Annotated in this window: 17 protein-coding genes and 1 riboswitch; of the genes, 5 read left to right on the top strand and 12 right to left on the bottom strand. The window is 66.6% G+C overall.

Annotated features, from left to right (window positions below):
* From thiL to AC07M7_RS16160, 5 genes are all read right to left on the bottom strand, one after another.
* Positions 1–859, bottom strand: an 859-nt coding sequence (thiL, locus tag AC07M7_RS16180; protein WP_495207848.1) for a thiamine-phosphate kinase, incomplete at its 3' end; no start/stop codon positions are given.
* A 120-nt stretch (positions 860–979) separates the two neighbouring features.
* Positions 980–1459 (bottom strand): transcription antitermination factor NusB, encoded by a 480-nt coding sequence (gene nusB, locus AC07M7_RS16175; RefSeq protein ID WP_025876637.1) that lies wholly within the window; start codon positions 1457–1459, stop codon positions 980–982.
* Complete coding sequence (gene ribH, locus AC07M7_RS16170; protein ID WP_107379105.1) at positions 1456–1923, bottom strand: 6,7-dimethyl-8-ribityllumazine synthase; 468 nt, start codon at positions 1921–1923, stop codon at positions 1456–1458. Before ribH ends, nusB begins: the two co-directional genes overlap by 4 nt.
* A gap of 165 nt (positions 1924–2088) precedes the next feature.
* Positions 2089–3189: a 3,4-dihydroxy-2-butanone-4-phosphate synthase gene (ribB, locus tag AC07M7_RS16165; RefSeq protein ID WP_049445013.1), complete on the bottom strand. Its 1101-nt coding sequence runs from the start codon at positions 3187–3189 to the stop codon at positions 2089–2091.
* The gene (locus AC07M7_RS16160) at positions 3186–3788 is read right to left on the bottom strand and encodes a riboflavin synthase (protein WP_088480869.1); all 603 of its coding nucleotides are present in this window, start codon (positions 3786–3788) and stop codon (positions 3186–3188) included. Before AC07M7_RS16160 ends, ribB begins: the two co-directional genes overlap by 4 nt.
* 77 nt (positions 3789–3865) lie before the next feature.
* Positions 3866–4011, bottom strand: a riboswitch (FMN riboswitch).
* A gap of 266 nt (positions 4012–4277) precedes the next feature.
* Between AC07M7_RS16160 and AC07M7_RS16155 the strand changes: the two genes are divergently transcribed.
* From AC07M7_RS16155 to AC07M7_RS16145, 3 genes are all read left to right on the top strand, one after another.
* Positions 4278–4898 carry a hypothetical protein gene (locus tag AC07M7_RS16155; protein ID WP_253079752.1) on the top strand — a complete coding sequence of 207 codons (621 nt, stop codon included), beginning with the start codon at positions 4278–4280 and terminating at the stop codon, positions 4896–4898.
* Between the two features lie 152 nt (positions 4899–5050).
* Positions 5051–5935, top strand: a complete 885-nt coding sequence (locus tag AC07M7_RS16150) for a hypothetical protein (RefSeq protein ID WP_253079751.1) — start codon at positions 5051–5053, stop codon at positions 5933–5935.
* Positions 5922–6563: a hypothetical protein gene (locus tag AC07M7_RS16145; protein WP_253079750.1), complete on the top strand. Its 642-nt coding sequence runs from the start codon at positions 5922–5924 to the stop codon at positions 6561–6563. The genes AC07M7_RS16150 and AC07M7_RS16145 overlap by 14 nt, the downstream gene beginning before the upstream one ends.
* 8 nt (positions 6564–6571) lie before the next feature.
* On the opposite strand, the gene ribD is transcribed toward AC07M7_RS16145, so the two are convergent.
* From ribD to AC07M7_RS16115, 6 genes are all read right to left on the bottom strand, one after another.
* Positions 6572–7657, bottom strand: a complete 1086-nt coding sequence (ribD, locus tag AC07M7_RS16140; RefSeq protein ID WP_253079749.1) for a bifunctional diaminohydroxyphosphoribosylaminopyrimidine deaminase/5-amino-6-(5-phosphoribosylamino)uracil reductase RibD — start codon at positions 7655–7657, stop codon at positions 6572–6574.
* A 120-nt stretch (positions 7658–7777) separates the two neighbouring features.
* Positions 7778–8299, bottom strand: coding sequence for a transcriptional regulator NrdR (gene nrdR, locus AC07M7_RS16135; RefSeq protein ID WP_004143350.1), 522 nt, complete (start codon positions 8297–8299; stop codon positions 7778–7780).
* A 148-nt stretch (positions 8300–8447) separates the two neighbouring features.
* Positions 8448–8897, bottom strand: coding sequence for a hypothetical protein (locus tag AC07M7_RS16130; protein WP_495207847.1), 450 nt, complete (start codon positions 8895–8897; stop codon positions 8448–8450).
* 27 nt (positions 8898–8924) lie between these two features.
* A complete protein-coding gene (locus tag AC07M7_RS16125; protein ID WP_153856276.1) occupies positions 8925–9344 on the bottom strand; it encodes a hypothetical protein in 420 nt (139 codons plus the stop codon).
* A 125-nt stretch (positions 9345–9469) separates the two neighbouring features.
* Entirely contained in the window at positions 9470–10723 is a 1254-nt protein-coding gene (gene glyA, locus AC07M7_RS16120; protein WP_495207846.1) for a serine hydroxymethyltransferase, read from the bottom strand.
* A gap of 180 nt (positions 10724–10903) precedes the next feature.
* Entirely contained in the window at positions 10904–11377 is a 474-nt protein-coding gene (locus tag AC07M7_RS16115) for an RcnB family protein (RefSeq protein WP_136639790.1), read from the bottom strand.
* Between the two features lie 254 nt (positions 11378–11631).
* On the opposite strand from AC07M7_RS16115, the gene ettA reads away from it, so the two are divergent.
* Positions 11632–13296: an energy-dependent translational throttle protein EttA gene (gene ettA / locus AC07M7_RS16110; RefSeq protein ID WP_046982668.1), complete on the top strand. Its 1665-nt coding sequence runs from the start codon at positions 11632–11634 to the stop codon at positions 13294–13296.
* Between the two features lie 160 nt (positions 13297–13456).
* Positions 13457–14773 carry an NCS2 family permease gene (locus AC07M7_RS16105; RefSeq protein ID WP_004143054.1) on the top strand — a complete coding sequence of 439 codons (1317 nt, stop codon included), beginning with the start codon at positions 13457–13459 and terminating at the stop codon, positions 14771–14773.
* A gap of 199 nt (positions 14774–14972) precedes the next feature.
* Here AC07M7_RS16105 and AC07M7_RS16100 read toward each other — a convergent pair whose 3' ends face one another.
* The gene (locus AC07M7_RS16100; RefSeq protein WP_495207845.1) at positions 14973–16007 is read right to left on the bottom strand and encodes a fimbrial protein; all 1035 of its coding nucleotides are present in this window, start codon (positions 16005–16007) and stop codon (positions 14973–14975) included.
* Positions 16008–16046 lie beyond the last annotated feature (39 nt).

The raw sequence follows: 16046 nt of genomic DNA, 5'->3' as shown, positions 1-16046 counted from the left end.
CGGCCACGTAGTGCAGCGCGTCGCGCTGGTCGGCGGCGGCGGTGAAGCACAGTTCGTAATCGTCGCCGCCGTGCAGCGCGCAGTCACGGGCGCCATCGCGGCCGAGCAGTTCGCGCAGTGCCGACGACATCGGCAATGCATCGGCATCGACTTCGGCGCGTACACCGCTGCGTGCAGCGATGTGGCCCAGGTCGGCCAGCAGGCCATCGGAGATGTCCACGGCGGCATGCGCGAATGCACGCAGGCGCAGGCCCAGGGTAACGCGCGGGGTGGGACGCAGCAGGCGCAGGCGCAGGGTTTCGTAGTCCGCCAGCAGGGTGGCGGCGGTGACGTTCAATGCGCCCTGCTGCCACAGGCGCAGCGCACCGGCAGCATCGCCGAGGGTGCCGCTGACCCAGATGTCATCGCCAATCTGTGCGCGATCACGACGCAGCGCCTGGCCGCGTGACACCTGGCCCATCGCGGTAACCGACAGCGACAGCGGGCCACGCGTGGTGTCACCGCCGATCAGGGCGATGTCGTGCTGGTCGGCCAGCGCGAAGAAGCCATCGGCGAAGGCATCGATCCAGTCTTCGCTGGCTTCGGGCAGCGACAGCGCCAGCGTGCACCAGGCCGGGCGCGCGCCCATCGCCGCTAGGTCGGACAGGTTGACGGCCAGCGTCTTCCAGCCGATGTCGAACGCCGGAGTTTCGGTCGGGAAATGCACGCCGCTGTTGAGCGTGTCGGCGGTGACCACCAGTTGCTCGTTCGGGCGCGGCTGCAGCAGCGCAGCGTCGTCGCCGATGCCGAGCACGATGTCGTCGCGCTCGACGGTGCGGGCGCGGATGCGGTCGATGAGGGCGAATTCGGCCAGGGACATGGGGCGCTCCCGCGTTTGTACGTGCCGCGCCGTGCGCGGTGGGCGGTAGTGCCGGCCGCTGGCCGGCAACCTCAGAATCCCTGCAGTTGCCGGCCAGCGGCCGGCATTACCACAGGTGGGTCAGTGACCCGATTCCACCTTGCGCCATTCCACGGCGGCACGATCCAGCACGCCGTTGACGTAGGTGTGGCCATGCTCGGAACCGAAGCGCTTGGCCGATTCGATGGCTTCGTTGATCACCACGCGGTACGGCACGTCCAGGCGGTAACGCAGTTCGTAACCGGCCAGGCGCAGCACGGCGCGTTCGATTGCGTCCACTTCGTCGATGCCACGGTCCAGGTACGGGCCGAAGGCTTCGTCGATGTCGCGACGGTTGTCGAGCACGCCATGCACCAGCGCTTCGAAGTACGCCAGGTCGGCGATTTCGCGGGCCTGTTCGTGGGCGAACTGGGCGATCAGCGACTGGCCGTTGCCACCGGAGATCTGCCAGGCATAGATGGCCTGCACGGCACGACGACGCGCGCGCGAGCGCAGCACCGGATCGATGCCATCGCGGCGGACGGGTTTACCGGAGGGCTTGCCCTGGGTGTTCTTGTTCATGGCAGCTGCTCCAGAAGGTTGACCATTTCCAATGCGGCGAGTGCGACTTCCTCGCCCTTGTTGCCGTGGCTGCCGCCTGCGCGGGCCTCGGCATCTTCCACGCGTTCCACTGCCAGCACGCCGTTCAGCACCGGCACGCCGAAGTCCAGCTGCACGCGCATCAGGCCTTCGGCACAGCGGTCGGCCACGTGTTCGTAGTGGCGGGTGTCGCCACGGATCACGCAGCCCAGGGTGAGGATGGCGGCGTGTTCGTGGGCGGCGGCCAGGCGCGCGGCGACCAGCGGCAGCTCCCAGGCACCCGGCACGCGAATCACGTCGATGTTGGCTTCGGCAATGCCGTTGCCGGCCAGGCTCTGGCGCGCGCCAGCAACCAGCGTGTCGGTGATGCGGGCGTTCCAGCGGCTGGCCAGGATGGCGAAGCGCGCCGATTCGGGAGTGCGAAGATCGCCTTCGAAGTGGCTCATATGCGGCTTGGGATTCGATTAAGGGGTAATTCTACCGTGGATGGGCCCCGGCCGTGGCTGGCGGGGGCCCGGGGCGTGCCGCTGGCTCTACACCCCGGGTAGTGCCGGGCGGTGGCCGGCACCTGCAGTTCCCTGAGGTTGCCGGCCAGCGGCCGGCACTACCGGTCACGGAGTGACTGTCTCCACCACTTCCAGGCCGTACCCGGCCAGGCCGATCTGGCGGCGCGGCGTGCCCAGCACGCGCAGCTTGCCCAGGCCCAGGTCGGACAGGATCTGCGCACCGGCACCATTGCGGCGCCACTGGCCCACATCCTTGTCCTTGCCCGGCACCACCGGCGCCGGCTGCTGGCGCAGGCGAGCCAATAGCGCTTCGCCGTCGCGCGGGGCCGACAGCACCACCATCACGCCGCTGCCTTCCGCGGCGATCGCGCGCAGGGCATCGGTGGCAGCCACGCCGAAGTCATCACGGCGCCAGTGCAGCAGGTCGGCCAGCGGGTTTTCCACCTGCACGCGCACCAGGGTGGGCGTGTCCGCATCCGGGGTGCCGCGGACCAGGGCGAAATGCAGGTCGTGGGCGATGCGGTCGCGGTAGGTGACCAGCTTGAACGGGCCGAATTCGGTCTCGATCTCGCGTTCGTCCACGCGCTCGACGGTCTTTTCGGTGGCCAGGCGGTAGGCGATCAGGTCGGCGATGGAGCCCATCTTCAGGCCGTGCTCGCGGGCGAACACTTCCAGCTCCGGGCGGCGCGCCATGCTGCCGTCCGGGTTGAGGATCTCCACCAGCACGCCGGCCGGTTCCAGCCCGGCCAGCATGGCCAGGTCGACGCCGGCTTCGGTGTGGCCGGCGCGGGTCAGCACGCCACCGGGCTGGGCGATCAGCGGGAAGATGTGGCCCGGCTGGTGCAGGTCCGACGGCTTGGCATTGGGCTTCACCGCAGTGCGGATGGTGTGCGCGCGGTCGTGTGCCGAGATACCGGTGGTCACGCCCTCGGCTGCTTCGATGCTGACGGTGAAGTTGGTCTGGAACTGCGCGGTATTGGCCTGCACCATCGGCGCCAGGCCGAGGTCGGCGGCGCGGGTGCGGGTGAGCGGCAGGCACACCAGGCCGCGGCCATGGGTGACCATGAAGTTGATGTCGCTGGCCTTGACCAGCTCGGCGGCCATGATGAGGTCGCCTTCGTTCTCACGGTCTTCGTCATCGACGATGACGACCATGCGGCCGAGGCGGATGTCTTCCAGGATGTCGGGAATGGGGGCGAAGTTCATGCGCGGGCTCCTTCACCCAACAACCGCTCGACATAACGAGCGACCAGATCGATTTCCAGGTTGATCGCGCTGCCCACGCCGGTGGCGGAGAACGCGGTATTGGCCACGGTGTGCGGGATCAGCGCCACTTCAAAGCCTTCGTCGTCCACTTCGTTGACGGTGAGGCTGACGCCGTCCACGCAGATCGAGCCCTTCTTGGCGATGTAACGGCGCAGGGCGGCCGGCGCGGCGAAACGCCAGCGCTGGGCACGCGCATCTTCATGGATCGACAGGACCTGGCCGAGGCCGTCGACGTGGCCGCTGACCAGATGGCCGCCGAGGCGGTCGGTCGGGCGCATGGCACGTTCGAGGTTGATGACCGCACCTTCGGCCAGCTGGCCGAGCGTGGTCAGGCCCAGGGTCTCGGTGGACGCATCGGCCTGGAAGCTGCCGGCGTCGAATGCGATGACGGTAAGGCAGACGCCGTTGATGGCGATGCTCTCGCCCATCTGCACGTTGTCGAACGGCAGATTCCCGACGTTGAAGGTGAAGCGGACATCGCCGCCGATGGATTCGCGTGCGGCCAGACGACCGACGCCTTCGATGATTCCAGTAAACAAGTAACGTTCTCCGCGAAAAGTGAGCGAAAAACGCCGCAAGGCAAACAGGCGGGCGCAGGGCCGCAAAGGCCCTGTGGCACCGTCTTCTTTCATCCGGACTATACCGTCGGCTCCGGCATTGGACCGGATCTGCTGACCCCCGACGGTAAGGCCGGGGCGCTCGCGGGCTCGTGCTTGCGCACCTACCGCCGGTGGGGAATTACACCCCGCCCTGAAGACGTTTGTGTACCGGCGAACCGGCCGGCGTAGTGTACCAGCCCCTGCTGAACGGGGTGGATGACGGGGTCGGATCCCTTTCCGCAGGAAAAGGCTCTGAGCCCCTATGGGTCCGTGGCAGCGTACGGGGTCGGAGCCGCCTGCCGCAGGCTGTGACGGCCGTCGCTCGCAATCTGTAAAAATTTCATTAACATGCGCACCGGACGACATGAGGTCGCCACGGGCCGCCCGCTGGGCAGACCCGCCAATGGACTGAAATTCACAGGAATTCCCATGCGCAAGATCCTGATCGTGGCCGCTCTGCTGGCTGCCGCTCCGTTCACGGCGTCGGCTGACGCCCTGAGCTACACCTACGTCGAAGGCGGCTGGACGCAGGTCAAGGTTGACGACAACGCACTGGACGACCCGAAGGTCGACGGTGGCTACCTGCGTGGCTCGGTCGCCGTGGCCGAGCAGGTCTACGTGTTCGGTGGCTGGTCGCGCACCAGCAAGACCTACCACTACAGCGATGGCTCGCTGAAGGTTGAACTGAATCAGCCGGAGCTGGGCATCGGCTACCACATGCCGTGGACCGACCGCGTCGACTTCACCGCCGACATCGCCTGGGTGCGTCAGAACGCTGAACTGACCGATCGTTACGACGGCTACAGCGACCGCTACAAGGACCACACCAACCTGGCCCGCGCCACCATGGGCATCCGCGGCAAGCCGTCGCGCATGACCGAAGCCTGGGCCAAGGCCGGCTACATGGACGGCGGCAACAACTACAAGGGCACCTGGGTCGGCACTCTCGGTGGCCAGATCAACTTCACCAAGACCTGGGGTCTGGTGGGTGAGATCTCCGGCTACCGCGACGTTACCCAGTACTCCGCCGGCGTCCGCGCCAGCTTCTGATCCAACGATCGCTCCTCGTCGTGCGATCGAACGGGCCCCGCAAGGGGCCCGTTTTTTTGTCCGCTGCGCACCGTCACCTGGCTGCTTCTCGCCATCGAAAGCGTGGGCAGATGCGCTAGTCTTGCGCGCCACTGGAACAGGAAAACACCGTCATGAAGACCCCCACCCGTACCCTTCTGGCCAGCGTGCTGCTGTGCGCCCCGCTGGTCGCCACGGCCGCCCCGGCCACGCTGTCGCCCGAACAGGCGTTCGACCTGTATGCACGCACCCTGCTGGAGGACGACGCTGCCGCCACGCGTGCGCTCAACGACGCACTGAAGCCGGCGTTCGAGGGCCAGGACGCAGTGACACCGTCCCCGGGTGCGCTGGCCAAGGCGTTGGCCGAACCCTGGCAGACGGTGCTCGCAAGCGCCGGCGCCAAGGCCGACGCCGCCGCCACCGAAGCGCTGTATGCCAAGGCCCTGCGCGATTCGAAGTGCCGCGCGACCAACAGCGTGATCGAAGACAACGAATACGTGGACGACCAGAAGCTGGCGCGGATCACCTTCAGCTGCCAGGTGCCCGACCTGGGCAAGGTCCGCCCGCTGTTCGCCGCCAGCCTGGCCGCCGATGCCACCCCGGCCTCGCGCAAGCAGTTCACCGACGCCTACACACAGGCACTGCAGAGTGGCGCGCGCGTGCCGGTCAGCGGCACCTTCACCCTGTACCCGGCCAAGGACAACGGCTACTGGTACAGCGGCAACTTCGATGACCTGGTGGGCACCGTCGCCGGTGCGCTGGCGCCGTTCGAGGACTGGATGCAGGACGCGCAGGCGGCCAACGCGCCGAAGGTAACCGGCGTACCTGGCTGCGACCTGCTGCTGCAGCAGCACCGCGCCTGCGTGGCGAAGATCGCGCCGGACCAGATCAGCGGCGTGGATGCGATGGCCGAGGAACTGAAGGCCAAGGCGCAGGTGAAGTCGGCCGATGAGATGACGCAGGAGTGCAAGGCGCTGCGTCCGATGGCCGAGATGATGTGGACCGATGAGTGCGCGTGAGTTCGCTGCGCTGAAGCGACTGGGGCTGGCTGCATTGCTGGCCCCGGTTGCGGCACAGGCGGCGCCGCCTGTGCCGACGTCCGGACACGTGTTCGAGCTGTACGCACAGGTGATCGTGCACGGCGATACCGCGGCCCAGGCCGAGCTGGGCCGCTATCTGGGTACAGACAAGGGCCCGGCGATCGCGGCGGCGCTGGCGAGCGTAAGCCATCTGGACCAGGCCCCTGAAATGGCCGATTGGCCGCAGGCCGCCGCGGCCCTGCGCATGCGCCAGAGTTCGGTGCGTTGCAGTGTCGGCAGCGTGCACCATCCGCAGGCAGACATCGCCGACGTCGACTACCGTTGCCACCTGCCGGACCTGACGGCCCTGCTGCCCGTCTATCGCGCGCATCCGGTGCCATTCAACGGGCCATATCCACCGCAGATGGCGAGCGAACTGGCGACGGTGTATACGCAGATGATCGCATCGGCACCAGACCGCGAAAGGATCATCACCGTGTCATTCGAGCGCGATCATGGCAGCGGTGCTTGGCGCGTACAGAACCCGGCCCCGCTGATGGGCGAGCTGGCTGATGCGTTCCTGCCCTTCTTCGAGTGGAACGAGCACCCGCCCGGCGAGGATCGTTGAGCCCCTTTTCATGCCCGCAGCAGCAGGCGCAGGTCGTCGCCCACCTGGCGCTGGTCGATCACGCGCAGTCGGCGCTGCTGGTCCATCGCGCCGATGCCGAGGTCAGCCAGCAGCGGGCGGCCGCTGTCGCCCAGCAGTGTGGGCGCTTGGTAAAGCAGCAGTTCGTCCACCCAGCCACCACGCACCAGCGCGCCGGCCAGGGTTGCACCGGCTTCGGTATGCACCTCGTTGATACCGCGTTCGGCCAGCAGAGCCAGCACCGCACCCAGATCAAGTCGGCCGTGGCGCATGGCTACGCTGGCGAAGGCCGCGTCGGCTGCGTCAGGCGGGCTGACCATCGCATCGTGCAGGTACAGCGTCGGACCTCCACCTTCGCGCACACGGCTGCATTCCAGCGAGCGCAGGCGTGAATCGAGGACCACGCGCAGTGGCGGCAACACTTCGGTGTCGGCCAGGCGAACGGTCAGCATCGGGTCGTCGGCGATCACGGTGTCGGCACCGGTCAGGATCGCGCCCGCGCGCGCGCGCCAGTGTTGCACGTCCTCGCGAGCGGCGGGGCCGGTGATCCACTTCGAGCTGCCATCGGCCATCGCGGTACGGCCATCGAGGCTGGCGGCCAGTTTCACCCGCAGCCACGGACGGCCGCGCTCCACGCGCGACAGGAAGCCCTTGTTGAGTTCGCGCGCCTGCGCCGCCATCAAGCCCTCGGCAACGTCGATGCCGGCGTTACGCAGCAGGTCAAAGCCCCCGCCATCGACCTTCGGGAATGGATCGCGCATCGCCGCGACCACGCGCGACACACCAGCTTCGATCAGCGCCAACGCGCACGGCGGCGTGCGGCCGTAATGCGCGCACGGTTCCAGGGTGACGTAGGCAGTAGCTCCACGTGCTTCGCTGCCGGCTTCGCGCAATGCGAACACTTCGGCATGCGGGCCGCCAGCACGCTGGTGCCAGCCCTGCCCGACCACACGTTCGCCGTGGGCAATGACGCAGCCCACCATCGGGTTGGGGCGGGTGGTGTAGGCGGCACGCTCGGCCAGACGCAGTGCGTTGGCCATGTGCAGGTGGTCGAGGACGGAGAACAGGGTGGTCATGCGGCCATGGTAACGCCGCCGGTGTTGATCCACGCCATCAGTGCCAACCAACGGTTGGCACCCACCAGTGGATGTGCCATCGGTGCCAACCGAGGTTGGCACCTACCAAGGCAGAGGCGGTCAGCCCTTCTTCTTCTTGGTCAGGGCAATCACATCGCCCAGCAGCTGCAGCTGTTCGGTACTGGAAGGCAGGTCGCGTTCAAGCTTCTCGATCTCCTCGCGGAAATCGGCCACGTCCTCGAAGCTGCGATAGACCGAAGCGAAGCGCACATAGCCGACATGGTCGAGCTTGCGCAGTTCGTTCATCACGAACTCGCCGACCTTGATCGAGGGCACTTCGCGCTCGCCGCTGATGCGCAGCTGGTGGACCACCGCACGCACCGCCGCTTCGATCTTGTCTTCGGCCACGGCACGCTTCTGCAGCGCGCGGTCGAAGCCTGCACGCACCTTGCGCTGGTCGAACGCCTCGCGGGTGCCATCGCTCTTGACGATGGCGGGCAGCTTCAACTCCACCGTTTCCATGGTGCTGAAGCGCTCGCCGCAAGCTTCGCATTCACGCCGACGACGGATCGTCGCGCCGTCTTCGGAGACGCGCGAGTCGATGACCCGGGTATCGGCATGTTGGCAGAAGGGGCAGTGCATTGAACGCCTGGCTCAGGGAGTACCTATTGCCACGGTCATGGCAGCGTCGCAAAGGTACCTGAGAAGGGCCGCAGCAGCAAATGCTGGCTGCGCGGAAGCACCTGCATTTCAGCCAATCCAATCGTCCAGCGAGGTCTGGACTACCCACTCAACCGGGTGCGGGCGGCACCGAGGCGGCGCGAGCCCAGCGCAACCACACCAGGTGCCCCGCCATCACTAGCAGCGGTGGGCCAAAGCCGAGGAAAGCCAATGTCGAGATTTCCCCTTGCTTGAAGGTGAAGTACAGCGTGGCGGCGACCACACCCAACGCGGCCAAGGCCCCCAGCGCCAGCCCCACCCAGGCCACAACCGGCGATTGGCGCAGGCCTGCAAGACCGCGCCATAGGAACAGGCCGCTCAGCCACAACCAGGACAACACGCCCAGGATTCCGGCCGATGACCACAGCAGCAACAGCCTGTGCTCGTCGCCCGTCAGGTACTTGCCGTCCCATACGACCATCAACCCCAGCACGGCACCTGTGCCGCCTGCCGCCACGGTGGGCAGGCCTACCAGCAGGCCGGCGATCGCCATCCAGCGTTTGTGCAGACGCTCATCCATGCGTTCGATTTCCTTCCCTGGGCCGCGTCATGCGCGGCGTTTGATCCACACCAGCATCGCAGCCGGCACCAGCATCGACGGGCCCAACAGCAACAAGCCGATGCCTTCGCCGTGCACAGCGATGCCCCACCACAGCGCCAGCCCCAGCGGGGGCAAGGCGGCGAGACCGCCCGCCAGCAGCATCCACCACCAGAGGCGATGCACGTGCAGCCCGGCACGCCCCTGCAGCAGAAAACCCGCGCTGAGCCACAACCAGGCCAGGCAGCCGGCAATGCCGGCCAGGCCCCACAGCGGCATCACCGTCACCGAGGCCAGCGTGCCATGGCCGAACTGGCCCAGCCCCATCAGCAGCAGCATCGTCGCCGCCGCGCCGCCCATCGCCAGGCTGGGCAGGCCAAACAGCACCGCCAGGGCGGTGTAGAGGTACTTGAGGTGGCGCTCATCCATGCGCGGGATTCCTGATGACGGGGTCAGAGCCCTTCCCTGCGGGAAGGGATCCGACCCCCTGCTTCGATCCGGGTTTCGGGGTCGGATCCCTTTCCGTCAGGAAAGGGCTCTGACCCCTGCTTCGATCAGCCGTAGACCGGATACTTGCGGCACCGCGCGCTGACGGCATCGCGCACGCGGGCGATGACGGCGTCATCGCTCGGCGCGTCGAGCACGTCGGCGATCCAGTTGGCCAGGTCCACGCAGTCCTGTTCGACGTAACCACGGGTGGTCACCGCCGGGGTGCCCAGGCGCAGGCCCGAAGTGACGAACGGCGAACGCGGGTCGTTCGGCACCGAGTTCTTGTTGACAGTGATGTGGGCCTTGCCCAGCGCGGCTTCCGCATCCTTGCCGGACACGTCCTTGCCGATCATGTCGACCAGCATCAGGTGGTTCTGGGTGCCACCGGAGACGATCTTGTAGCCGCGCGCGATGAGCGTGTTGGCCATCGCCTGGGCGTTCTTCACCACCTGCTGCTGGTAGGCCTTGAAGCCCGGCTCCAGCGCTTCCTTGAAGGCCACGGCCTTGCCGGCGATGACGTGCATCAGCGGACCGCCCTGGATACCCGGGAACACGATCGACTGCAGCTTCTTGACCAGGTCTTCGTCGGCGCCCTTGGCGACGATGATGCCGCCACGCGGGCCGCGCAGGGTCTTGTGGGTGGTCGAGGTGACCACATGGGCGTGTTCCAGCGGGCTCGGGTAGACGCCTGCGGCGACCAGGCCTGCAACGTGGGCCATATCGACGAACAGGTAGGCACCGACCTTGTCGGCGATGGCACGGAAGCGCGCCCAGTCGATCACCTGCGAGTAGGCCGAGAAGCCGGCCACGACCATCTTCGGCTTGTGCTCCAGGGCCAGGCGCTCGACTTCGTCGTAATCGATCAGGCCCTGGTCGTTCACGCCGTACTGCACGGCGTTGAACAGCTTGCCCGAGGCGTTCACCTTGGCACCGTGGGTGAGGTGGCCGCCGTGGGCCAGGCTCATGCCGAGGATGGTGTCACCCGGCTGCAGCAGGGCGAAGTACACGGCCTGGTTGGCCTGCGAGCCGCTGTGCGGCTGCACGTTGGCATAGTCCGCGTCGAACAGCTGCTTGAGGCGGTCGATCGCCAGCTGCTCGGCGATGTCCACGTATTCGCAACCACCGTAGTAGCGCTTGCCCGGGTAGCCTTCGGCGTACTTGTTGGTCAGCTGGCTGCCCTGGGCTTCCATCACCGCCGGGCTGGTGTAGTTCTCGCTGGCGATCAGCTCGACGTGGTCTTCCTGGCGCTGGGTCTCAGCGGCGATGGCCTTGGCCAGTTCGGGATCGTAGGATTCGATGCGGACGTCACGCGGGAACATCGGGTACTCCAGCAGGCAGGGAAAGGGGTACGACTCAGCCCTTGATTGTAGCCCCGCACCGGCCTGCTGGGGCCGAAAAGGACGGGGCCGGCATCCCCGAAGGAATCCGGCCCCGTATGGTTTCGTCAGTGGGGTCAGAGGCCTTTCCGGTGGAAAGGGATCCGCCCCATGCCGCGATCTTCAGCGGTTGCTGAGCACGTACTGGGCGATCACGCCGGTTGCGATGGCCACCAGCAACATGTTGCCGCGGTCATCGCGGATCCATTGGTGCCCGTACGGCGGGCGGCGCAGGTGATAGCGCGGATAGTCGTTCACCACGTAGATCGGGCCGCGGTAATAGTCGCGGTAGCGGTGGCCGACCTTCCAGCCATAGCCCGGGCCATAGGCTGGGCGATAGACCACGCGCGGCGGTGCTGGGCGGTAGTAACGGTCATGGTCGCGGTGCCATTCACGGCGGTCCTGGCGATAGTCGCGCCGGGCCTCGCGGCGATCACGTTCCCACTCACGGCGATCCTGGCGCCATTCGCGGCGATCCTCGCGCCACTCGCGGCGGTCATGGTCGCGGCGGTGATCGTTGTCGGCGAAGGCCGGGGCCACCGCGCCGAGCGCCAGCACAGAGGCCACGGCTCCGGCCATTACTCGATTGATGCGCATGTCAGACCTCTGCTTGGGTGGGTGGTGAGCCCATATTGCGCACCCGATCTGAACCGTTTCCAGCTGGAAACGCTTCCTGCCGCGGGACCGTGACGGAGTATTCAGGCCGCAGCCAGCCCGGCAGCCCTTCCCGGGCGCGGCGCGGAACCGGTTCCGGCTATAATTGGCGGTATTCCTTTTCAGTCTGTGCCCGCTGCCGCAACGGGAAGCTCCCCGTGACGGATCGGGCGCAGGGCCGCGCCTACGGAGACCTCATGTCCTCGCAATACATCTACACCATGAACCGCGTGTCCAAGGTGGTCCCGCCCAAGCGGCAGATCATCAAGGACATCTCGCTGTCGTTCTTCCCGGGCGCGAAGATCGGCCTGCTGGGCCTGAACGGCGCCGGCAAGTCCACCGTGCTGAAGATCATGGCCGGCGTGGACACCGATTTCGAGGGCGAAGCCCGCCCGCAGGCTGGCATCAAGGTCGGCTACCTGGCGCAGGAACCGGAGCTGGACCCGACCAAGACCGTGCGTGAAGCGGTCGAGGAAGGCGTGGGCGAAGTGCTGCAGGCGCAGGCTGCGCTGGAAGCGGTGTACGCGGCCTATGCCGAAGAAGGCGCCGACTTCGACGCCCTGGCCAAGGAACAGGAGCGCCTGGAGGCGATCCTCGCCGCGGGCGATGCGCACACCCTGGAAAACCAGCTGGACGTGGCCGCCGATGCGCTGCGCCTGCCGCCGTGGGATGCCATCGTCGGCAAGCTGTCCGGTGGTGAGAAGCGCCGTGTGGCGCTGTGCCGCCTGCTGCTGCAGAAGCCGGACATGCTGCTGCTGGACGAACCGACCAACCACCTCGACGCCGAGTCGGTGGAATGGCTGGAACAGTTCCTGGCGCGCTACACCGGCACCGTCGTGGCCGTTACCCATGATCGCTACTTCCTGGACAACGCCGCCGAGTGGATCCTGGAACTGGACCGCGGCCGCGGCATTCCGTGGAAGGGCAACTACACCGACTGGCTGACCCAGAAGGATGAGCGCCTGAAGCAGGAAGACAATCAGGAAAAGGCCCGCCAGAAGGCGATCCAGAAGGAGCTGGAGTGGTCGCGCCAGAACGCCAAGGGCGGCCGTACCAAGGGCAAGGCCCGTCTGGCCCGCCTGGAAGAGCTGCAGTCGGTCGATTACCAGAAGCGCAACGAGACCAATGAAATCTTCATCCCGCCGGGCGAGCGCCTGGGCCAGGCGGTGATGGAGTTCAAGAACGTCTCGAAGAAGTTCGGCGACCGCCTGCTGTTCGACAACCTGAGCTTCCTGGTGCCGGCCGGCGCTATCGTCGGCATCATCGGCCCCAACGGTGCCGGTAAGTCGACCCTGTTCAAGATGATCACCGGCCAGGAAAAGCCGGACACCGGCGAGATCGTGGTCGGCCCGACCGTGAAGCTGTCCTACGTGGACCAGAGCCGCGACGCGCTGGAAGGCAACCACAACGTCTTCCAGGAAATCGCTGGCGGCCTGGACATCCTCAACATCAACGGCATCGAGATCCAGTCGCGCGCCTACATCGGCCGCTTCAACTTCAAGGGCCAGGACCAGCAGAAGATGGTCGGTTCGCTGTCCGGTGGTGAGCGTGGCCGCCTGCACATGGCCAAGACCCTGCTGCAGGGTGGCAACGTGCTGCTGCTCGACGAACCGTCCAACGACCTGGACATCGAAACCCTGCGTGCGCTGGAAGATGCGCTGCTGGAATTCCCGGGCAACACCTTCGTCATTTCGCATGACCGCTGGTTCCTGGATCGCATCGCGACCCACATCCTGGCGTTCGAAGGCGACTCGCACGTAGAGTTCTTCCAGGGCAACTACCGCGAGTACGAAGAAGACAAGCGCCGCCGCATGGGCGACGACGCCGCGCCGAAGCGCCTGCGCTTCAAGGCGCTGAAATAAGGCAACCGGAAAGGCCGCGCTCGCGCGGCCTTTCTCATTTCGGTAGGTCACCACCGTTGGTGGTGACTGGAGGCGTACCGACCAACGGTCGGTACCCACGTTCTGCATTCGGGTAGGTCACGACCGTTGGTCGTGACACCTTATTGTCGCGAGATTCCCCATGTCACTGCTCGAACGCCTGTTCCAGCTGCAGCAACACGGCACCACCGTGCGCACCGAGCTGCTGGCCGGTGTCACCACCTTCCTGACGATGTCCTACATCGTCTTCGTCAATCCCGAGATCCTCGGCACCACCGGCATGGACGCCGGCGCGGTGTTCGTCGCCACCTGCCTGGCCGCCGCGCTGGGTTCGGCGGTGATGGCACTAGCCGCCAACTTCCCGGTCGGCATGGCACCGGGCATGGGCCTGAACGCGTTCTTCGCCTTCACCGTGGTCGGTGCCGCCGGCCTGCCCTGGCAGCAGGCACTGGGTGCGGTGTTCATCTCCGGCCTGGTGTTCCTGGTCCTGTCACTGACCGGCGTGCGTGCGTGGCTGGTGTCGGGCATTCCATCATCGCTGCGCTCAGCCATCGTGGCCGGCATCGGCCTGTTCCTGGCGATCATCGCGCTGCAGAAGTCCGGCGTGATCGTCGGCAATGAAGACACGCTGGTGGCACTGGGCCCGTTGAACACGGCACCGCCGCTGCTGGCGCTGGCCGGCTTCCTGCTGATCGCGGTGCTGGAAGCGCGCCGCATCCGCGGTGCGATCCTGATCGGCATCCTGGCGGTGACCGGCGCTGGCTGGGCATTGGGCGATGTGCAGTACCAGGGCCTGGTCTCGCTGCCGCCGAGCCTGGCACCCACCTTCCTGCAGTTGGACCTGCCGGGCCTGCTGCACCATGACGGCGGCGCGCCGATCGCGGTGCTGCTGCAGGTGGTGCTGGTGTTCGTGCTGGTGGAAGTGTTCGATGCCACCGGCACCCTGTACGGCGTGGTCGGCCGCGCCGGCCTGCTGAAGCTGCCGGGCGCGCAGAAGCGTTTCGGCCGTGCGCTGCTGGCCGACAGCACCGCCATCGTGGCCGGTTCGATGCTCGGCACCAGCAGCACCACGGCCTTTGCCGAAAGCGCTTCGGGCGTGCAGGTGGGCGGTCGCACCGGCCTTACCGCGCTGGTGGTGTCGGCGCTGTTCCTGGCTGCGCTGCTGTTCTCGCCGCTTGCGGCGATGGTGCCCAGCTATGCCACCGCACCAGCACTACTGTTCGTGGCTGGCCTGATGCTGCGTGAGCTGGTGGAAGTGGACTGGAGCGACCTGACCGAATCGGTGCCGGCCGCACTGTGTGCGCTGGCGATGCCGTTCACCTATTCGATCGCCAATGGCCTGGCGTTCGGCTTCATCGCCTATGCCGCGCTGAAGGCCGGTACCGGGCGCTGGCGCGAAGTGCATCCGGCCGTGTGGCTGGTGGCGGTGCTGTTTACCCTGCGCTACGCGCTGGAATAAGCGGTAGGCGATGTCGGCCAGCGGCCGGCACTACCGGGCATGATTCACCTGCAACGCACGGCGCTTTGGGATGCGGTCCCATCTTGATCGCTTCCGGCCGTGTGCCGAACACGGACAGGACCGTCACCGCAGCACTCCTGAAGGATGGCGCGGGGGGATGCAGGTAGCTGTAGCGCGGTGGCGGCGGCCTGCGGCCGCCTTATTCGTACTGGATGGTGAAGGTCGCCTGGCCGTTTGCGACACCGGCACCGACCGTACCGGCCTGGGTCTGCACGTAACGTGCGCGCAGCGGCAAGGTCATCGTGCTGGTGCCGGGGGTGGTGGTACCGACGTTGACGGTCTGGCCGAAGCGCACTTCGCGCTCGGTGCTGCCATCGCGCTGGACCATCTGGATGCCGATGCGGGTGGCGCTGTTGCTGGCCGCGCTGAGCTTCAGCACGCCCGCCATGTTCGAGCTGTCCTGGTCGGCATCGAGACGGATGCCGATCTTGCTCTGGTACTGGGCGACATTGCTGCCCTGGCAGTTCAGGCGGATATCGAAATCGCGATCGACGGCTTTGGAGCCGACACCGGTAAAGGTGGTGTTGGGCACGCTGCCGAAATCGACGGCGATGTTGCGGCTGCCGGCCTGCACTTCGCAGGTCGGGCTGACCACGGTGGTGCCCGAGCCTTTGAAGGTCGAGGTGAGTTCCGGACGGCCAGGGCCGTCGCCGTCGAGATAGTAGGTGGTGAAGCGGCCGTTGGGCGCGATGATGCCCGAGCCCGTCTGCGCGGCTGTCTTGATCAGCTCCACGCGGAAGCGACCACCATTGAGGGTCAACGTACGGTTGCCCCCCAGCTGCAGAGTGTGCGGGTAGTAAGTCTGGATGGCGCCCGAATCACGATAGACACGAATACCCACCCCGGCTACATCGGTGGCATAGACGTTGCTGAAACCCGGGACCGCGTTCTGCTGTGCGGCATTGACGAAACGGCCGTTGGCACTGCCGCCCCAGCGATCGCAGTAACCGATACTGTCACGCTGGTTGATCGGCACGATCAGCTCCTTGATCACACCACCGACGGGCAGGCTGGGCAGGATCACGATCTGTCCCATATCCATCTGCACGTCCTGCGCGACAAAGCCCTGCTGGGTGATGTAGCAGGTTGCCAACGCAGGGCTGGCCACAGCGATACCGCCCAAGATGGCCACTGCAGCCAATGCCTTGCGGCCACGGGAAGAAATCATCGGCATGCTGCCTCCAGCGGGATGAAGCCGGTCTTGGACGCATCG

Source organism: Stenotrophomonas sp. GW821-FHT09E08 (genome assembly GCF_059416125.1).
This window is presented reverse-complemented; position numbering and strand designations above follow the sequence as displayed.